Annotated in this window: 20 protein-coding genes and 1 other annotated feature; of the genes, 9 read left to right on the top strand and 11 right to left on the bottom strand. The window is 57.6% G+C overall.

Annotated features, from left to right (window positions below):
• The first annotated feature begins 20 nt into the window (after nt 1–20).
• Genes G0034_RS09080 through G0034_RS09065 form a run of 4 tightly spaced genes read left to right on the top strand, consistent with a single transcriptional unit; the run spans nt 21 to nt 3,631 of the window.
• Nucleotides 21–1,049, top strand: coding sequence for a hemin-degrading factor (locus G0034_RS09080; protein WP_023332783.1), 1,029 nt, complete (start codon nt 21–23; stop codon nt 1,047–1,049).
• Nucleotides 1,046–1,867 (top strand): heme/hemin ABC transporter substrate-binding protein, encoded by an 822-nt coding sequence (locus G0034_RS09075; RefSeq protein ID WP_032636867.1) that lies wholly within the window; start codon nt 1,046–1,048, stop codon nt 1,865–1,867. Before G0034_RS09080 ends, G0034_RS09075 begins: the two co-directional genes overlap by 4 nt.
• The gene (locus G0034_RS09070; protein WP_023332781.1) at nt 1,867–2,859 is read left to right on the top strand and encodes a FecCD family ABC transporter permease; all 993 of its coding nucleotides are present in this window, start codon (nt 1,867–1,869) and stop codon (nt 2,857–2,859) included. The genes G0034_RS09075 and G0034_RS09070 overlap by 1 nt, the downstream gene beginning before the upstream one ends.
• A complete protein-coding gene (locus tag G0034_RS09065; protein WP_179120738.1) occupies nt 2,852–3,631 on the top strand; it encodes a heme ABC transporter ATP-binding protein in 780 nt (259 codons plus the stop codon). Before G0034_RS09070 ends, G0034_RS09065 begins: the two co-directional genes overlap by 8 nt.
• Here the strand turns inward: G0034_RS09065 and G0034_RS09060 are convergent.
• A complete protein-coding gene (locus G0034_RS09060) occupies nt 3,598–4,521 on the bottom strand; it encodes a LysR family transcriptional regulator (RefSeq protein WP_179120737.1) in 924 nt (307 codons plus the stop codon). The genes G0034_RS09065 and G0034_RS09060 overlap by 34 nt on opposite strands.
• 140 nt (nt 4,522–4,661) lie before the next feature.
• Here G0034_RS09060 and G0034_RS09055 point away from each other — a divergent pair, with 140 nt between their 5' ends.
• The 5 genes from G0034_RS09055 to G0034_RS09035 are packed head-to-tail and all read left to right on the top strand — an operon-like array spanning nt 4,662 to nt 9,436.
• Nucleotides 4,662–5,369: a CoA transferase subunit A gene (locus G0034_RS09055; RefSeq protein ID WP_014883501.1), complete on the top strand. Its 708-nt coding sequence runs from the start codon at nt 4,662–4,664 to the stop codon at nt 5,367–5,369.
• Between the two features lie 2 nt (nt 5,370–5,371).
• Nucleotides 5,372–6,028, top strand: a complete 657-nt coding sequence (locus G0034_RS09050) for a 3-oxoacid CoA-transferase subunit B (protein WP_014883500.1) — start codon at nt 5,372–5,374, stop codon at nt 6,026–6,028.
• Between the two features lie 9 nt (nt 6,029–6,037).
• Entirely contained in the window at nt 6,038–7,219 is a 1,182-nt protein-coding gene (locus tag G0034_RS09045; RefSeq protein ID WP_179120736.1) for an acetyl-CoA C-acetyltransferase, read from the top strand.
• Nucleotides 7,220–7,263: 44 nt separating this feature from the next.
• A complete protein-coding gene (locus tag G0034_RS09040) occupies nt 7,264–8,655 on the top strand; it encodes a GntP family permease (RefSeq protein WP_045135064.1) in 1,392 nt (463 codons plus the stop codon).
• A gap of 10 nt (nt 8,656–8,665) precedes the next feature.
• Nucleotides 8,666–9,436 carry a 3-hydroxybutyrate dehydrogenase gene (locus tag G0034_RS09035; RefSeq protein WP_045269453.1) on the top strand — a complete coding sequence of 257 codons (771 nt, stop codon included), beginning with the start codon at nt 8,666–8,668 and terminating at the stop codon, nt 9,434–9,436.
• Between the two features lie 44 nt (nt 9,437–9,480).
• On the opposite strand, the gene selO is transcribed toward G0034_RS09035, so the two are convergent.
• The 10 genes from selO to pheM all read right to left on the bottom strand — a co-directional run bounded on the left by selO (nt 9,481) and on the right by pheM (nt 18,829).
• Nucleotides 9,481–10,923 (bottom strand): protein adenylyltransferase SelO, encoded by a 1,443-nt coding sequence (selO, locus tag G0034_RS09030; protein WP_023338257.1) that lies wholly within the window; start codon nt 10,921–10,923, stop codon nt 9,481–9,483.
• 67 nt (nt 10,924–10,990) lie between these two features.
• Nucleotides 10,991–11,701, bottom strand: coding sequence for an EAL domain-containing protein (locus tag G0034_RS09025; RefSeq protein ID WP_014883496.1), 711 nt, complete (start codon nt 11,699–11,701; stop codon nt 10,991–10,993).
• 292 nt (nt 11,702–11,993) lie between these two features.
• On the bottom strand, nt 11,994–12,458 hold the full coding sequence (locus tag G0034_RS09020) for a C40 family peptidase (RefSeq protein WP_014883495.1): 465 nt from the start codon (nt 12,456–12,458) through the stop codon (nt 11,994–11,996).
• Nucleotides 12,459–12,532: 74 nt separating this feature from the next.
• Entirely contained in the window at nt 12,533–13,288 is a 756-nt protein-coding gene (gene btuD, locus G0034_RS09015) for a vitamin B12 ABC transporter ATP-binding protein BtuD (protein ID WP_023332773.1), read from the bottom strand.
• Nucleotides 13,288–13,839 carry a glutathione peroxidase gene (locus tag G0034_RS09010; protein ID WP_014883493.1) on the bottom strand — a complete coding sequence of 184 codons (552 nt, stop codon included), beginning with the start codon at nt 13,837–13,839 and terminating at the stop codon, nt 13,288–13,290. Before G0034_RS09010 ends, btuD begins: the two co-directional genes overlap by 1 nt.
• A 33-nt stretch (nt 13,840–13,872) precedes the next feature.
• Nucleotides 13,873–14,853 (bottom strand): vitamin B12 ABC transporter permease BtuC, encoded by a 981-nt coding sequence (gene btuC, locus G0034_RS09005; protein ID WP_179120735.1) that lies wholly within the window; start codon nt 14,851–14,853, stop codon nt 13,873–13,875.
• Nucleotides 14,854–14,956: 103 nt separating this feature from the next.
• Nucleotides 14,957–15,256 (bottom strand): integration host factor subunit alpha, encoded by a 300-nt coding sequence (gene ihfA / locus G0034_RS09000; protein ID WP_003857805.1) that lies wholly within the window; start codon nt 15,254–15,256, stop codon nt 14,957–14,959.
• A gap of 4 nt (nt 15,257–15,260) precedes the next feature.
• Nucleotides 15,261–17,648: a phenylalanine--tRNA ligase subunit beta gene (pheT, locus tag G0034_RS08995; protein WP_032636888.1), complete on the bottom strand. Its 2,388-nt coding sequence runs from the start codon at nt 17,646–17,648 to the stop codon at nt 15,261–15,263.
• Nucleotides 17,649–17,663: 15 nt separating this feature from the next.
• The gene (gene pheS, locus G0034_RS08990) at nt 17,664–18,647 is read right to left on the bottom strand and encodes a phenylalanine--tRNA ligase subunit alpha (RefSeq protein WP_010426091.1); all 984 of its coding nucleotides are present in this window, start codon (nt 18,645–18,647) and stop codon (nt 17,664–17,666) included.
• A 62-nt stretch (nt 18,648–18,709) separates the two neighbouring features.
• Nucleotides 18,710–18,834: a sequence feature (Phe leader region), on the bottom strand.
• Nucleotides 18,785–18,829 carry a pheST operon leader peptide PheM gene (gene pheM, locus G0034_RS08985; protein ID WP_001386830.1) on the bottom strand — a complete coding sequence of 15 codons (45 nt, stop codon included), beginning with the start codon at nt 18,827–18,829 and terminating at the stop codon, nt 18,785–18,787. (Overlaps the previous feature by 45 nt.)
• Nucleotides 18,835–18,907 lie beyond the last annotated feature (73 nt).

Raw genomic sequence — 18,907 nt, 5'->3', positions numbered from 1 at the left:
CTATTCAGAAGGAAAAGACAATGGATCACTACACGCGCTGGCTGGCGCTAAAAGAAGAAAACCCGGGTAAATATGCGCGAGATATTGCAGGGTTAATGAACCTCAGTGAAGCAGAACTGACTTTTGCGCGCGTGGGCCATGATGCCTGGCGACTGCGCGGTGAAATTCGCGAGATATTAGGCGCGCTTGAAGCCGTAGGGGAAACAAAATGCATCTGCCGCAACGACTATGCCGTTCACGAGCAGGCAGGCAGCTTCACCCAGCAGCACCTGAACGGCCACGCCGGGCTGGTGTTGAACCCGCGCGGACTGGATCTGCGCCTGTTCCTCAACCAGTGGGCAAGTGCGTTTCACCTCAGCGAAACCACCGCACGCGGCGAGCGGCAGAGCATTCAGTTTTTCGATCATCAGGGTGATGCCGTACTGAAAGTTTATACCACGGACAACACCGACCTCGCCGCCTGGGCTGACGTGTTGACCCGCTTTATCTTTGCCGATAACCCGCCGCTTGAGCTGAAGGTTGCCGAGACCCCGCTGTATGCCGAAAATGCAGATGCCGCCCTCGTGGACAAAGCGTGGCGTGCGATGACTGACGTGCACCAGTTCTTCGGCCTGCTGAAACGCCACAACCTCAGCCGCCAGCAGGCATTTCGCCTGGTGGGCGACGACCTCGCCTGCCAGGTTGAAAACAATGCGCTGGCACTGCTGCTGGAAACCGCGCGCCAGCACGGCAACGAAATCATGATCTTCGTGGGTAACCGCGGCTGCGTGCAGATCTTCACCGGCGCGGTGGAGAAAGTCGTGCCGATGAAAGGCTGGCTGAACATCTTTAACCCCACCTTTACCCTGCATCTGCTGGAGGAGACGATTGCGGAGAGCTGGGTCACGCGCAAACCGACTGCAGACGGTCACGTCACCAGCCTGGAACTGTTTGCCGCAGACGGCACGCAAATTGCCCAACTCTATGGTCAGCGTACGGAAGGCGAGCCGGAGCAGAGCCAGTGGCGTAGCCAGATTGATGCCCTGACGCCAAAAGGGCTGGCCGCATGAAGACGTGGTTTGCCCTCCTGAGCGCCCTGCCGCTGGTGGCGTTTGCCGCCGCGCAGGAGAAAATTGTCACCCTTGGCGGCGACGTCACGGAGATTGTTTATGCGCTTGGCGCGGACTCTTCGCTGGTCGCACGCGACAGTACCAGCCAGTGGCCGCAGGCAGCGAACGCGCTCCCCGATGTGGGCTATTTGCGCCAGCTTAACGCCGAAGGGATTTTGTCCATGCGTCCCACGCTGGTGCTGGCCAGCGACCAGGCGCAGCCGTCTCTGGCGCTAAAGCAGGTTGAACGCAGTCACGTCAGGGTGATTACCGTTCCTGGCCGCAACGATCTGAGCGTCATTGACGAAAAGATCCGCATTATTGCCGAGGCCACCCACCGTGAAGCGCAGGGAGAGAGCCTGCGCCGCTCGCTACGTCAGGCGGTGGCGGCTCTGCCCGCAGAACCGCTCAACAAACGGGTGCTGTTTATCCTCAACCACGGGGGAATGACCGCCATGGCCGCCGGACAGCAAACCGGCGCCGATGCCGCCATCCGTGCCGCCGGGTTGCAGAACGCGATGCAGGGTTTCACGCGGTATCAGCCGCTGTCGCAGGAAGGGATTATTGCCAGCCAGCCCGACCTGGTGGTGATTTCGCAGGACGGCGTGAACGCGCTGGGTGGCGAGGCGAATCTGTGGAAACTGCCCGGACTGGCGCAAACCCCGGCGGGACGGCACAAACAGCTGCTGGCGATTGATGACATGGCGCTGCTGGGTTTCAGCGTGCGCACGCCGGAAGCCATCCGGCAGTTGCGTGCTAAAGCGGAGCAACTGCCCTGATGTCCCGGCGGATCGCACTGTCGCTGTGGATGCTGGCCGCAATTCTGAGCATCATGACCCTTACGGCAACAGGCTTTGGGGCATTGCCTCTGCCGGTCAGCCTGCTGTGGAACGGCAGCGATGAGGCGATGCGTCAGATCTGGCTGACCATTCGCCTGCCCCGCGTGCTGCTGGCGCTGGTGATTGGCGGCGCGCTGGCACTGGCCGGGTGCGTGATGCAGGGACTGTTCCGCAACCCGCTGGCAGACCCGGGTTTGCTTGGGATCAGCAGCGGCGCGGCGCTGGCGGTCGCGCTGTGGGTGGTTATTCCTGTCACGTTGCCGGCCCTGATGATGCTTTACGCCCCGATGGTTGCGGCATTCCTCGGCGCGCTGGCTGCAACCGTTGTGATCTTCCTGCTCAGCCAGCAGCGTCACGGTTCCCTGTCCCGTTTACTGCTGGTGGGGATCGCCATCAACGCCCTGTGCGGCGCGGCCGTCGGTCTCCTTTCCTGGCTTAGCAACGATGCGCAACTTCGCCAGCTTTCGCTCTGGGGAATGGGCAGCCTCGGGCAGGCGCAGTGGTCCACCCTGCTTGCGGTGACCTCGCTGATGGTGCCTGCGGTTCTGATTATCTGGCGGCTGGCTGGCCCACTCAATTTGCTGCAGCTGGGTGATGAAGAGGCGCACTATCTCGGGGTGGATGTTGCCCGGGTACAGCGGATCCTGCTGCTGTGCAGCGCCCTGCTGGTCGCTGCGGCGGTGGCCATCAGCGGCGTGATTGGCTTTGTTGGCCTTGTGGTCCCACACCTGATGCGTATGTGGCTGGGGGCCGACCACCGGGCCGCGATCCCCGGCTCGGTGCTGGCCGGAGCGTTACTGCTGCTGGCTGCCGATACGCTGGCGCGCACTCTGGTCACCCCGGCGGAAATGCCCGTCGGGTTGTTGACCAGCCTTCTCGGTGCGCCGTGGTTCCTGTGGCTTATCTTTCGTCGTGGAGGTGCGCATGGCTGAACGCTATTGTGCGGAAAACCTGGTCTTTCACGCCGGGCAACGGACGCTGATCGACGATGTATCACTGACCTTATCTCAGGGTGAGCTGGTCGCGTTGATTGGCCCTAACGGTGCCGGGAAATCGACATTATTACGGCTGCTGACCGGCTATCTCACACCCGCAAGCGGGCGGTGCAATCTGGCAGGCACGCCGCTTGCGGACTGGCCAACGGAGACCCTCGCCCGCTACCGGGCAGTGATGCGTCAAAATACGCAGCCCGGATTCGACTGGCCGGTGGAAACCGTGGTCGGTATGGGACGCGCCCCCTGGACGCGCTCCCCTGAGGCGTCAGTGGTTGAGGAGGTCATGGCGATCACAGGCTGTTTACCCCTGGCGGGCAGACGCTATTCGGCACTCTCCGGAGGCGAGCAGCAACGGATCCAGCTCGCTCGGGCACTGGCCCAACTCTGGTGCGACAGCGCCCCACGCGGCTGGCTGTTTCTTGATGAACCGACCTCCGCACTGGATCTCTTCCACCAGCAACATCTGCTGCGCCTGATGAAAACCCTGACCCGTCGGGGGCATCTCCACGTCTGCGTGGTTCTGCACGATCTTAATCTGGCGGCACTGTGGGCGGATTGTATCCTGCTGCTGCATAACGGGAGGCTGGTCTCCCGGGGGACACCGGAGGACGTTTTGCAGGCCGGGACGCTGGCGCGCTGGTATGGCGCGCAGGTGCTGGTCGGCAGCCATCCGGCTCATGCCGTGCCGCAGGTGTTCCTCGCTCCCTGAGCGGGGTGATAAAAATCCTTCAGCGTTTCCAGCAGGACATGCGCCGCTTTAGAGAGCTGCGTGTGCCCGGGATGGATCACCCCGATGCACTTTTCAATGGGCGGGTTATCCAGCGGAATACAGACCGCGCCCAGGGAAGCCATCTGCGCCTCGCAGAGCGCCGGCACGGCGCTGCCACCCAGCCCGCTGGCGACCATGCGCCCTACCGTCACCAGTTGATGACTCTCCAGCGCCACGTCCAGCTTTCTGCCGCTCCGCGCCAGCTCCTCCTCCATCATCAGACGTACCGCCGAAGGGCGCTGCAGGGTGATGAAATCCAGCGTCAGCAACTCCTCCCATGCCAGGCGCTTTTTTCCCGCAAGCGCGGAATCTTTCGGCACAATGGCGACAAACCTGTCCAGCCCCAGCGGCGTAAACAGCAGGTTATGCGTGGGTGCCGGCTCAAAGGCAATCCCCATCTCAACCCGCCCTTCCCGCACCATCTCAATCACCTGCTCGTTGATGACATCATGCACGGTGACGTTGACCCCGGCATGGCGATCGCGAAACGCTTTCAGCACTTCCGGTAAAACGTTGGCGGCAAACGACGGCATCGCCGCGACCGAGATTTTGCCGCGCTGGAGCGTAAAGCACTGGTGCATTGCCTCTTCCACGTTATCCCAGTCGGCCAGCAGCTGCCGCGCCATCGGCAGAAATGTTTCTCCCTCCTGCGTGAGGGCAACCTTGCGCGTGCTCCGCTGCAACAGCGGCCCACCGAGCGCATCTTCCAGGCTTTTAATCGTCAGGCTCAGCGCTGGCTGGGAAAGATTTAAGCGTTCGCTGGCGTGCGCGAAATTGAGAGTGTGAGCTACCGCTAAAAACGCGCGTAACTGTTTGACACTCATTCTCATTTTTCATCCTGTTAACTAATTGAAAAAATTTAGTTAACAGGAAATTAATAAGAAATCCAAATGAGTGGGTCACAAATTCAAAATTAACAAATGAGTCGCCACCCCTAATGATACCGGCACGGTTAACGGGAGGGATGACTATGGCAGGACTGGATAAGCGCGTCAGCAGCTATGCGCAGGCGCTGGATGGGCTGACGGACGGCATGACCTTGCTGGCGGGCGGCTTCGGGCTGTGCGGTATTCCTGAGAACCTGATTGCAGAGGTTCGACGCCGTCAGGTGAAAGATCTGACGGTCGTGTCAAACAACTGCGGCGTGGATGGTTTCGGTCTGGGGATACTGCTCGAAACGCGCCAGGTTCGCAAAGTGGTGGCGTCTTACGTCGGCGAGAACGCGCTGTTTGAGCAGCAGGTACTGAGCGGGGAACTGGCAATCGAACTTACTCCGCAGGGGACGCTGGCAGAAAAGGTCCGCGCGGGCGGGGCCGGTATTCCGGCGTTTTATACGGCTACCGGTTATGGCACCCCCGTGGCAGCGGGCAAAGATGTGCGCCAGTTTGGCGGTAAAAATTACATTCTTGAAGAGGCCATTACCGGTGATTTCGCGCTGGTTAAGGGCTGGAAAGCGGACTGGTACGGCAACGTTATCTATCGCCATACCGCGCAAAATTTTAATCCACTGATGGCAACGGCGGGCCGAATCACGGTTGTGGAGGTGGAAGAGATTGTTCCGCCGGGTGAACTGCCTCCGTCGGCTATTCATACGCCGGGAATTTACGTCGACAGGCTGATTGTCGGCCAGTTTGAAAAACGCATTGAACAGCGCACGCTGCGCGCGCAAGGAGTCTGACGATGTTAACCCGAGAACAGATGGCGATGCGCGTCGCCCGCGAACTGCGCGACGGGTATTACGTCAACCTGGGGATCGGCATCCCTACGCTGGTGGCGAATTATATTCCCCCGGAAATGGACGTGATGCTGCAGTCGGAAAACGGTCTGCTCGGAATGGGGGCTTTTCCCGATGAGCAGAGCCTTGATGCCGACATGATCAACGCCGGTAAACAGACGGTCACTGCGCGGACCGGCGCGGCCATTTTCGACTCGGCCCAGTCGTTTGCCATGATCCGCGGCGGCCATGTGGATCTGACCGTGCTGGGCGCATTTGAAGTCGATGTCGAGGGCAACATTGCCTCGTGGATGATCCCCGGAAAGATGGTGAAAGGGATGGGTGGCGCGATGGATCTCGTTGCCGGGGCGCAGAACATCATTGTGGTGATGACCCACGCTGCAAAAAACGGTGACTCCAAACTGCTGCCGCGCTGCACGCTGCCGCTCACCGGTGTGGGCTGCATCCGTCGGGTCCTGACCGATCTCGCGTTGCTGGAGATAGCGGACGGCGCGTTCATCCTGCGGGAGTACGCCCCGGGTGTCGGTATCGACGAGATTGTCCGTAAAACGGCCGGAAAAATCATTGTGGCGGACGACGTTCGCGAGATGCGCTTCAACTGAGGACTCAACATGAAAAAGGTCATGATTGTCGGGGCAACGCGAACCCCCATTGGCAGTTTTCGCGGATCGCTCTCGCCCCTTTCAGCCATTGAGCTGGGTGCCGTCACGGTACAGCGTCTGCTGGAGAGCAGCGGTCTTCACCCAGAGCAAATAGACGAACTGGTTTTCGGTCAGGTGCTGACGGCCGGGTGCGGGCAAAACCCCGCCCGCCAGACGGCCATCACTGCCGGATTACCCGTCAGCACCCCGGCGACAACGGTCAATCTGGTGTGCGGCGCGGGGTTGAAAGCGGTACAGCTCGCCGTCCAGGCAATCCGCTGCGGTGACGCAGACGTGGTTATCGCTGGCGGCCAGGAGAGCATGAGTAACGCCCCGTATCTGCTGGATGGCGCACGTTCAGGGCTGCGTTTTGGGCATACGGGCCTGCAGGACAGCATGATCACCGACGGCCTGTGGGACGCCTTCAACGATTACCACATGGGCATCACTGCGGAAAACGTCGCCCGTGAGTACGGCATTTCCCGCGAGCAACAGGATGCCTTCGCCTTCGGGTCACAGCAAAAGGCAGCGTCCGCCATTGAGACTGGTCGGTTTGACGCCGAAATAGCGCCAGTGACGGTGAAACAGGGCAAACGTGCGCCACAGATTGTCCGCCATGATGAACAGCCACGCCCGGAAACCACCGCCGGGCAGCTTGCACAGCTTCGCCCCGCATTTTTGCATGACGAGGGCACGGTCACGGCGGGGAACGCCTCCACCCTTAACGATGGGGCCGCCGCGGTACTGCTGATGAGCGAGGAAAAGGCGCGGGAAAGCGGGTTACCTGTCCTTGGCCACATTGTGAGTTACGCCGTGACGGGCGTTGATCCGTCGATGATGGGCATCGGCCCGGTCAGCGCCTGCCGGACGGCGCTGGCGCGGGCGGGCTGGACGCTCGACGACGTCGATCTCATTGAAGCCAACGAAGCCTTTGCCGCACAGGCACTGGCGGTGGGCAAAGAGCTTGGCTGGGATGAACAGAACGTCAACGTTAACGGTGGCGCCATCGCCCTGGGCCATCCGATTGGCGCATCCGGCTGTCGCATCCTGGTGACCCTGCTCCATGAAATGCAGCGCCGGGGAGTAACAAAGGGACTTGCCACCCTGTGCGTTGGCGGCGGACAAGGCATTGCCCTGACCGTTGAGCGTTAAACCTCTCGTTGGTACCCGAATAATAATTAAAGTGAGGAGTCGTAATGAGTGTGTTAATAGCCCTGGCGGCGCTGGGATTACTGATGCTGGCGGCCTACCGCGGATACAGCGTGATTTTGTTTGCGCCGATTGCGGCGCTTGGTGCCGTGCTGCTGACCGATCCGGGTGCCGTCGGCCCGACGTTTACTGGCCTGTTTATGGAAAAGATGGTCGGCTTCGTTAAGCTCTATTTCCCGGTGTTCCTGCTGGGGGCGGTGTTTGGCAAGCTGATTGAGCTTTCCGGTTTTTCACGATCCATCGTTGCCGCCGCGATCCAGATCCTCGGTCGTCGGCACGCTATCCCCGTGATAGTCCTGGTGTGTGCGCTGTTAACCTACGGCGGCGTGTCGCTGTTCGTGGTAGCATTTGCGGTGTACCCGTTTGCCGCCGAACTGTTCCGCCAGAGCGGCATCCCTAAACGGTTAATCCCCGCTACCGTGGCGCTGGGGGCGTTCTCGTTTACCATGGACGCCCTGCCCGGCACACCGCAAATCCAGAACATTATTCCCACCAGCTTCTTTGGCACTAACGCCTGGGCGGCCCCGTGGCTGGGTCTTATCGGCTCTCTGTTTATTATCTTCTTTGGCCTGCTCTGGCTGGAGCGGCAGCGGCGTAAGGCGATCAATAACAATGAAGGTTATGGCACGGACCTGAAAAACGAACCTGAAACGCCGGACAATATTCATCTCCCGCATCCGCTGATTGCTCTCTCCCCGCTGCTGGTCGTGGGCATACTGAACCTGCTGTTTACCCGCTGGATCCCCGGCTGGTACGGTACGAGTCATGAGCTTACCCTGCCAGGACTGGCGAAACCGATTGTGACCGAGGTGAGCAAGATCACCGCCATCTGGGCCGTGGAGGCGGCGCTGCTCTCCGGTATTGTGCTGGTGTTGATTTTTGGTTTTCGCAATATCCGGGGACGTCTGGCAGAAGGCAGCCGAACGGCGGTGAGCGGCGCTATCCTCGCGGCGATGAATACCGCGTCCGAATACGGTTTCGGCGCGGTTATCGCCGCCCTGCCCGGTTTTCTGGTGTTATCTAAAGCGCTGTCTGCCATCCCGAACCCGTTGCTGAACGAAGCCATCAGCGTGACCGTTCTCGCCGGGATCACCGGCTCAGCGTCCGGCGGAATGAGTATTGCCCTTGCGGCCATGGCGGACACCTTTGTTGCTGCCGCCCACGCGGCCAATATCCCGCTTGAGGTGTTGCACCGCGTGGCGTCAATGGCAAGCGGCGGGATGGATACGCTTCCCCATAACGGGGCGGTGATTACCTTGCTGGCCATCACCGGCCTGAGCCATCGTCAGGCGTACGGCGGCATTTTCGCTATCACTATCATTAAAAGCCTGGCAGTGCTTTTTGTCATTGCCGTGTTCTATCTGACCGGCATTGTGTAAGGAGAGAGAAATGAATCTGAACGGTAAAATCGCCCTGGTGACCGGCTCGACAAGCGGCATTGGCCTGGGGATCGCTCGCGTGCTGGCGAAATCAGGGGCGCAGTTGATTCTCAACGGTTTCGGTGACAGCGGATCAGCGCGAGAAGAAATTGCACAACTGGGCAAAAAGCCGGGCTACCACGATGCCGACCTGCGTGACGTGTTGCAGATTGAAGCCATGATGCGCTACGCCGAATCGCAGTTTGGCGGCGTGGATATTCTTGTTAACAATGCCGGGATACAGCATGTGGCTCCGGTGGAGACCTTCCCGGTGGAGAAATGGAACGACATTATCGCCATTAACCTTTCTGCGGTGTTTCACACCAGCCGGCTGGCGTTGCCCGCCATGCGTGAACAAAACTGGGGACGCATCATTAATATCGCCTCCGTTCACGGGCTGGTTGCGTCGAAAGAGAAGTCCGCCTACGTTGCCGCCAAGCATGGCGTGGTGGGCTTTACCAAATCCCTGGCGCTGGAAACCGCACGCACCGGCGTGACCGCCAATGCCCTCTGCCCGGGGTGGGTGCTGACCCCGCTGGTACAACAGCAAATCGATAAGCGCATCGCGGATGGCGTCCCGCCGGAACTGGCGCGGGACCAGCTTCTCGGGGAAAAGCAGCCTTCAGGTGAATTTGTCACCCCGGAGCAGTTGGGCGAACTGGCGCTGTTTTTATGCAGCGACAGCGCCGTTAACGTTCGCGGCGCCGCGTGGAATATGGATGGCGGCTGGGTGGCACAGTGAGTTTCTGGCCGGGTAGCGGCTTCGCCTTACCCGGCCAGAAATGTTTAGCTTGAGCAACTCACTTCCAGCCGTTTGCCCCAGTCTGGCGGGCGGCTGATATAGTCATCATCCCGGTCGGCAAACGGCGTGCGCAACGCCAGGTGCAGACGGTGCAACTCGTCATACTCTCCCTGCTCTGCCTGTTCAATCGCCCGCTGCGCCAGCCAGTTGCGCAACACCATCGCGGGATTCGTCGCGTTCATCTGCGTCTGACGGGCGGCGTCATCGACCTGTTCCTGCTGCAAGCGGGAGCGGTAACGTGCAAACCAGTCGTCAAAGGCCTGCCTGTCAATAAACTCGTCGCGCAGCGGCGAGGCAGCACTGTGCTGCTCCGTCTGGCCCAGCATCCGGAAAGTGCGGGTATAATCACTCCCCTCACGCGCCATCAGTGCAAACAGATCGTTCAGGATCTCGTTATCCCCTTTCTCCTGGGTCATCAGCCCCAGCTTGTTGCGCATCAGCGTGCCATATTCCCGCAGCAAAACGTCCTGATAGCTGTCGAGTGCATCATTCAGGGCATCGACATCCATAAACGGCGACAATGTTTGCGCAAACCGCTGCAGGTTCCATAGCCCAACCGCTGGCTGGTTGTCAAAACTGTAACGTCCCTGATAGTCAGAGTGGTTGCAGATATACCCCGGCTGATAATCATCCAGAAAACCAAACGGCCCATAATCAAAGGTCAGCCCGAGGAGCGACATGTTGTCAGTGTTCATTACCCCATGCGCAAAGCCCACCGTTTGCCAGCGAGCAATCATCCTGGCGGTACGGGCGACCACGTCCCGGAACCAGAGAACGTATTTATCAGCCTCATCCTGCAAATGCGCCCAATGGCGGCGAATAGCGTAGTCCGCGAGCTGACGAACCTTGTCCGTCTCACGACGATAGTAAAAGTGCTCAAAATGGCCAAAGCGCAGATGGCTTTGTGCGATACGCATCAGCATCGCCCCTTTTTCTACCGTTTCGCGCATAACCGGCGTGTCGCTGGTGACAATCGACAGCGCGCGCGTGGTGGGGATCCCCAGAGCATGCATGGCTTCAGATGCCAGGCATTCACGTATTGTTGAACGTAATACTGCGCGGCCATCACCCATCCGAGAATAAGGGGTAAGACCTGCGCCTTTCAGATGCCAGTCAACCGTCTCTCCGTTGGAAAGCTGTTGTTCGCCCAGCAGGATCCCCCTGCCGTCGCCCAGCTGTCCCGCCCAGACGCCAAACTGGTGTCCGCTATAGACCTGGGCAAGGGGTTGCATACCGGGCAGAAGCGTTTCGCCTCCCCAGACGCCCGCGCCCCCGGAAGGCTTAAACATCTCAGGCGGAACGGCCAGTTCATCGGCCAGCCGGTCGTTGTGCCAGATAAGACGTGAATTGTGTAACGGTGTGGGTTTGAGTGCGGTGTAAAAGCCAGGCAACTCGTCATGCCAGTGAGCAGTAAAAGACAGGGTCATAAGTCCTCCTGCTTTTAGTGTAGAGGGTTTGCCCGAACTTAAACACGGGCGAAAGACAGGGTTATCGCTACTGAACCAGCGTCGTGACGTGCTCCGCCGGGACAGCGGGCCACAGCGTGCCCTGCATGGCGCCAAAATTGAAGGACAAGACGCGTTGCAGCAGACCGTGGTCGTCAATACCTGAGACGATCACCGACTGGCAGTGCGGCGTTATTTGCCAGAGGATAGCGCGCATAAAAGGTTCGAAAGAGAGCTCTGAAGCCCGCTGCTGGATGAAACCTTTATCGAGAATGACCCGTTTAAATAATCCATCATAGACAGCTTTGAGCGATGCCGCGCCTGCACCAAAGTTTGCGAGGACCAGGGGGAAATGGATCGCCATTCTCGCCAGTTGCAGATCATCCTTTCCGTTATTTAAACCTGGATAATTCTCATTAACAGTAAACTCAAGAAAAGGATACCGCTCAAGAATTGAAACAGCATTCCCATTACTTAATAAAAATTCAACAATAGCCGGGGTAATATTTATCCATGCAATTAACTGATGCTGAATAAAAAACAGTTTACAGGTATCAAGCAATTGCAGTTTTTCGTTAAACAGCGCTAACTCTTCTGCCGCTGAAAGCCGGGGGATAACGAGCTCAGTGGGGATCCTCACATCGGTGCCGACGCCAGTAAAGTTAACCAGAACTTCTAAACCTTTAAGCTCGCCAGCACTATTACGTGCAGGCAAAAGCATCAGTTCAGACTGGTATGCATTATCTAGCGTAATCATCATTGCACTCGCCCCGCATTAAAGATGAGAGAGGACATCCTGGAGCAATTGCCGACACAATTCCACTGTCTTGATTTTAATAAGTTTAATTTCATTAGTTCCGTATTAATTTTCAGATTTATCCCTGAATCTAAAATAATCTTATCCTGGTTACAGAGTAATAGCCAGTTTTAGATAAAACAGACACATAAGGATGACGCTAATTTTAGGTAAATTTAACTTTAATCAGCTTATTCAAGAAAAACCGGCATGATTTAATAGTTACCCTGCCGGCAGTGAGACGTGTTCGGGCAGATTAAATACGTCGTGCCTGCCAGAAATTTTTACGCCAGTAAACATTATCCAGAGAAGAGCGCATCACACCCCGGCTTGTTGAGGCATGAATAAACTGGTTGTCCGTGTCATAAATGCCGACATGCAGGCCACTTTCTCCCGAACCGGTTTTGAAAAAGACCAGGTCTCCCGGCAGCAGATCGTCTTTATCAATTTCAGTCCCAATTTCAGCCTGCTTACGCGTTTCGCGCGGAAGCTGTAAATCAAACTTGTCACGAAACGTCATCAGCACAAAACCAGAGCAGTCCACTCCGCCGCGACTCATACCGCCGTAGCGATAAGGCGTCCCGCGCCAGTTGCTCAGCTGGTCGTTCAGACTGGCAATGACGGTGATAGAATCTGAAAGCCGCGGATTAGGCGGCGGTGCACGATGGCTGCTGCATCCCGCAAGAAAGAGTGCCGCCACCAGGATAAACCAGAATCGCATTTTCAGACGAATCCTCTGCTTTTATTGTTCTTTCGGTAATTTAGCGCGCAAGTGTGTTAACAGGCAAGAAACGGTTACTCCTGCCCCGTAGAAATCAGCATCTTATGTCCCTCGATATCCAGCCTGCGGAACGACATGTTATAGGCACGTGCCAGATGTGGCGGCGTAAGAACCTGGTCCCGCGCGCCGCTGGCAATCATCCTGCCGCGCGACAGTAGCCACACCCGATGGGCATGGCGCAACGTATGGTTAAGGTCGTGGCTGCTCATCACCACGGCAATACCTTTCCGGCTCAACGCGCTTAACAGCGAATCCAGCGCCGCCTGCTGGGCGACATCCAGACCACTCATGGGTTCGTCCAGGAGCAACATCCGCCCGTGAGGGTTGCCTGCGGGGTGGATCTGCAGAATGACCGCCGCCAGACGCACTCGCTGCCATTCACCGCCGGAAAGCTGGCTGGCATGGCGGGGCAGTTTATCTTCCAGTCCTAACGCCGCCGCCACCTCCGTAAGCAGTGCCGTATTCTGTTTGTCGTGCAAATGCAGCATCAGATAATGCCAGACCGGCATCGCAAACGGCGGCACCTGCTGCTGCACCAGATAGCTGCGCCGGTGGGCCAGCGAGCCGGGAGACCAGTCAGCAAGAGGATGTTCCAGCAGTGTGATCTGCCCGGGCCCGGTGGTCAGCCCTGCCATCCGCGCCAGCAGCGTGCTTTTTCCCGCGCCGTTTGGCCCAACCAGATGCAGGATTTCCCCCGCATTGATAGCGCCGGTCATCGGCTCCAGACGCCCCTTCTCGGCGACGTCCGTGAGCTGCATCAGCAGTGACATTATTTTGCCAGCGCCAGCTTGATCGATTCCATGACAATCGGATCCTCAGGCGTCATATCCGGCGAGAAGCGCTGAACGACCTGGCCGTCGCGACCGATCAGGAATTTTTCGAAGTTCCACAGAATATCGTCCGGATAGAGCGGCGCGCGGCCTTTGCTGGCCATACGCTCGTAAAAACCACTGCCCTCAGGCGCAACGGCCTTCGGCGCGGCAGCAATCAGCTTCGCGTACAGCGGATGGCGATCTTCGCCGTTAACATCAATTTTGCTGAACATCGGGAACGTTACGCCATAGGTGGTGCTGCAGAAGGTTTTGATCTCTTCTTCGCTGCCCGGCTCCTGGCCCAGGAACTGGTTGCACGGGAAGCCCAGCACGGTGAAACCGTCTTTCTCCCAGGCTTTCTGAATGTTCTCCAGCTGTTCGTACTGTGGCGTCAGGCCGCATTTGGACGCCACGTTGACGATAAGCAACACGTTGCCTTTGTAGCTTTCCAGCGTGGTTTTCTCGCCATCAATGGTCGTCACTTCGGTATTCAGGATATCAGTCTGCATAGCATTCCCTCAGGTTGTCTTACGGGTCGTTTTTTAACGTCCGGATTTTAATAGTAGCCAGATAAAGACTGGCGCGCCCAGCGTGGCGGTTACCACACCAATCGGTAACTCCGCGGCTGTCAGGGCAAGACGAGCGATGATATCAGCCACCAGCAGCGTGACGGCTCCGGCCACGGCCGAAGCCGGAAGCAAGGTTCGATGGTCCGTGAAGCCACACAGACGCAGCATATGCGGGATAACCAGCCCGATAAAACCAATCGCTCCCGCCAGCGCCACGCTCACGCCCACCAGCCAACCGATGGCAATGACCAGCACGTTACGCCAGAACGCCATCGGCATGCCGAGCTGACGGGCTGAGATCTCCCCCAGCGCGAGCATATTCAGCGGCTGCGCCTGCAGGGCTGCCCATACAATCCCAGGCACCATAAGCGCCATCAGCCAGCCCTGATGCCAGTCAACGCCACCAAAGCCGCCCATCATCCAGTACATCAGCTGACGCAAGTCAAAGGAGGTCGAGAAGTAAACCGCCCAGGTCATTAGCGCGCTGCAGATGATCCCCAGCGCAACCCCGGCAAGCAGCAGACGGCTGGTCGACAAGTGCCGTCTGGCAAAGCGAAGCAGGATGATGGTGATCAGTAATGCGCCGAAAATGGCGCTGAGGCTAATACTCCATCCGGAGAGTTCTCCTCCGCCCAGCATTACCGCCGCAATCAGCCCGACGCCTGCACCGTTCGACACCCCGAGCAGCCCGGGTTCCGCCAGCGGGTTTTCAAACAGCGCCTGCATAACGGTACCTGACAGCGCCAGTGCAGCACCGACCAGCATCACCGCCACGGTGCGAGGCAGACGAATTTGCCAGACGAAGAGTTGCCCGTCAGGCCCCAGCCAGCGTTCGGGCCCAATCCAGCTGTCGCCCGCGCAGAGGCTGATACCCGCGGCGACAATCAGCAACAGCGCCAGCAATAGCAGGCGACGTCGGTCGGAACGGTGTTGGCGATGAGCATAATCAAGCATGAGCGTGGTTTTATTAGCGTGTGATGTCTTTGATTTTACGGTCGGTTTGCCAGAGAGCGCAAAGAAAAAAGGCCGCGTAGGCGGCCTTTTTGGTTAGTTCATATTACTCTGCTTTGGGCGTTGCGTTTTCGACACGGCTTTTTAACTTCTGGCCGGGTCTGAAGGTCACCACGCGGCGGGCTGTAATGGGAATATCTTCCCCCGTCTTCGGGTTACGGCCCGGACGTTGGTTTTTGTCTCGCAAATCAAAATTGCCAAAACCGGAGAGTTTTACCTGCTCACCATTTTCCAGAGCACGACGGATCTCTTCGAAAAACAGCTCTACCAGCTCTTTGGCATCCCGTTTGCTAAGCCCAAGCTTATCAAACAGATATTCTGACATTTCAGCTTTTGTAAGCGCCATAGGTTCAATCCCTCAATGATGCCTGGAATCGCTCTTTTAATGCCTCTACACATTTGGCGACGGTAGCGGCAATCTCCTCTTCTTCGAGTGTACGGCTGGTATCCTGAAGGATAAGGCTGATAGCGAGGCTCTTGAAACCTTCTGCTACGCCCTTGCCGCGGTACACGTCAAATAAGTTTACGCCAACTACCTGATTTACGCCAACTTTCTTACATTCGGCCAAAATATCTGCTGCGGGAACGTTTTCCGCGACCACAACCGCGATATCACGGCGGTTCGCCGGGAAGCGGGAGACGTCCTGCGCCTGAGGAATGACGCGGTCTGCAACCGGGCTCCACTCCAGCTCAAACACGATGGTACGGCCGTTCAGGTCCAGCTTACGCTCCAGCTCAGGATGAACAACACCAATGAAACCAATGCGTTTGCCGTCTAAATAGATCGCCGCACTCTGGCCCGGATGCAGGGCTGGAATCGCTTCTGCACGGAATTCAATTTCAGATAATTTACCGGTCAGATCCAGAATGGCTTCCAGATCGCCTTTCATATCGTAGAAATCAACCGTGCCTTTTGCCAGGTCCCAGTGCTCTTCATAACGGTTGCCACTGATAGCACCAGCCAGCATGAGATCCTGACGGATGCCTAAATTTGCCTGATTATCCGGTACAAAGCGCAAACCGCTTTCGAAAATTCGCACGCGGTTTTGCTGGCGATTCTGGTTGTAAACGATAGTGCCCAGCAGCCCGGTCCACAGGGACAGACGCATTGCGGACATTTCGCTGGAGATTGGGCTTGGCAGGATCAACGCCTCCTCGCCAGGGTGGATCAGTTGCTGCAGCTTAGGATCAACAAAGCTGTAGGTGATCACTTCCTGGTAGCCTTTGTCGTTAAGCATGGTTTTCACACGCTTCAGGGACAGGTCGGCTTCACGATGGGTACCCATCACCAGACCGGCCTGAACGGGCTCGTCCGGGATGTTGTTGTAGCCGTATACACGGGCCACTTCTTCCACCAGATCTTCTTCGATGTCCATGTCAAAACGCCAGGATGGCGCAACGGCTTTCCACTCGTCCTGACCTTCGGTCACTTCACAGCCCAGACGCGTCAGAATGTCGGTCACCTGGGCATCGGCAACATGATGACCAATCAGGCGATCGAGCTTGCTACGGCGCAGGGTAATGGTTGCGCGTTTCGGCAGCGTCGCTTCGTGAGTGACATCGATAACCGGACCGGCTTCACCGCCGCAGATGTCGATCAGCAGGCGAGTCGCTCGCTCCATCGCTTTGTACTGCAGCGCAGGGTCAACGCCACGCTCGTAGCGGTGAGACGCATCGGTGTGCAGGCCATGACGGCGTGCGCGACCGGTGATAGAGAGCGGGCTGAAGAAGGCGCATTCCAGCAGGACGTTTTGCGTTTCGTCATTTACCCCAGAGTGTTCGCCACCGAAGATACCGCCCATCGCCAGCGCTTTGCTGTGGTCAGCAATCACCAGCGTATCCGCGTTCAGCTTCGCTTCGGTGCCGTCAAGCAGAACCAGGGTTTCGCCCTCTTTTGCCATACGGACAACAATACCGCCTTCGATACGATCTTTATCGAACGCATGCATTGGCTGACCCAGTTCCAGCAGAACGTAGTTGGTGACGTCAACCACCGCGTCGATAGAGCGAATGCCGCAGCGGCGCAGCTTCTCTTTCATCCACAGTGGTGTTGGCGCTTTCACGTTGATGCCTTTTACCACGCGGCCGAGGTAGCGTGGGCAAGCATCCGCGGCGTCAACCTGAATAGGCAGTACGTCACTGATGGTCGCTTCTACCGGTACGATCTCCGGCGCGTTCAGTTCGGTCTGGTTCAGCACGGCCACGTCGCGCGCCACGCCGATGATACCTAAGCAATCAGCGCGGTTTGGCGTAACGCTGATCTCGATGGTGTTGTCATCAAGCTTCAGGTATTCGCGGATATCGGTGCCAATTGGCGCATCCAGCGGCAGCTCAATGATGCCGTTGTGATCGTCGGAAATACCCAGCTCGGAAAAGGAGCACAGCATGCCTTCAGACGGCTCACCGCGCAGTTTAGCCGCTTTAATTTTGAAATCACCCGGCAGTACCGCACCCACGGTTGCCACGGCGACTTTCAGGCCCTGACGGCAGTTTGGCGCACCGCAAACGATGTCCAGCAGGCGGTCGCCGCCGACATTCACTTTTGTCACGCGCAGTTTGTCGGCGTTCGGATGCTGGCCGCACTCGACCACTTCACCGACCACGACGCCGGTGAAGGCACCGGAAACCGGCTCAACGCCGTCAACTTCCAGGCCCGCCATGGTGATCTGGTCAGACAGCGCGTCGCTGTCCAGCGTGGTATTGACCCATTCGCGTAACCACAGTTCACTGAATTTCATTGTTCTGTCCTGCCCTTATTTAAACTGTTTGAGGAAACGCAGATCGTTTTCGAAGAATGCACGTAAATCGGTCACACCGTAACGCAGCATGGTCAGACGCTCCATGCCCATACCGAAGGCAAAGCCGGAGTACACTTCCGGATCGATACCGACGTTGCGCAGTACATTTGGATGCACCATGCCGCAACCCAGCACTTCCAGCCATTTGCCGTTTTTGCCCATCACGTCAACTTCCGCAGACGGTTCAGTGAACGGGAAGTAGGATGGACGGAAACGAACCTGCAGGTCTTCCTCAAAGAAGTTGTTCAGGAAATCGTGCAGCGTGCCCTTCAGGTTGGTGAAGCTGATGTTTTTATCAACAATCAGACCTTCCATCTGGTGGAACATTGGGGTATGGGTCTGATCGTAATCGTTACGATAGACGCGACCCGGCGCGATGATGCGGATTGGCGGTTCCTGATCCTTCATGGTACGGATCTGTACGCCAGAGGTCTGGGTACGCAGCAGACGCGTGGCGTCAAACCAGAAAGTGTCGTGGTCAGCGCGAGCCGGATGATGGCCAGGAATATTCAGGGCATCGAAGTTGTGATAATCATCTTCAATTTCCGGGCCAGTCGCCACGGTAAAGCCGAGCTCACCGAAGAAACTTTCAATGCGATCGATGGTACGGGTAACCGGATGCAGCCCCCCGTTTTCGATACGGCGACCCGGCAGAGAAACGTCGATCGTCTCTGCGGCCAGGCGCGCATTCAGCACCGCGCTTTCCAGTTCGGCTTTACGCGCGTTCAGTGCCTGCTGCACCTGCTCTTTAGCTTCGTTAATCACCGCACCCGCTGCCGGGCGTTCTTCTGGCGGCAGTTCACGCAGGGTTGTCATTTGAAGGGTCAGGTGCCCTTTCTTCCCAAGATATTCGACGCGGACATTGTCTAACGCGGCAACATCTGAGGCCTGATTAATGGCGGCTGTTGCACTGGCAACCAGCTCTGCGAGATGTGACATGATTTTCCTCATTATGTCGGTGCAGACACCGATTTGGTGGAGTTATTCTCTCAAATTCAGATACAAAAAAAGCCTCCATCGGGAGGCTTATCTGGCGCTGTTTTTCGTTTCATCTTTCACGCGCTAGCCTCCTGGAGTCAGGTGCTAAAGTAAAAGAAGAAGCGGAAAATAGCAGCATTCATGCTTGCGTTACCTTGTTGGGTAAAAACCGTTGAGAACTTATTGAAAAGCCTGCACGGATAAATGTCAATCTTCTGATG

The sequence above is a fragment of the Enterobacter sp. T2 genome (assembly GCF_010692925.1).
GTDB lineage: Bacteria > Pseudomonadota > Gammaproteobacteria > Enterobacterales > Enterobacteriaceae > Enterobacter > Enterobacter kobei.
Note: the sequence above shows the minus strand (reverse complement) of the source record. Positions and strands in the feature narration are given on the sequence as shown.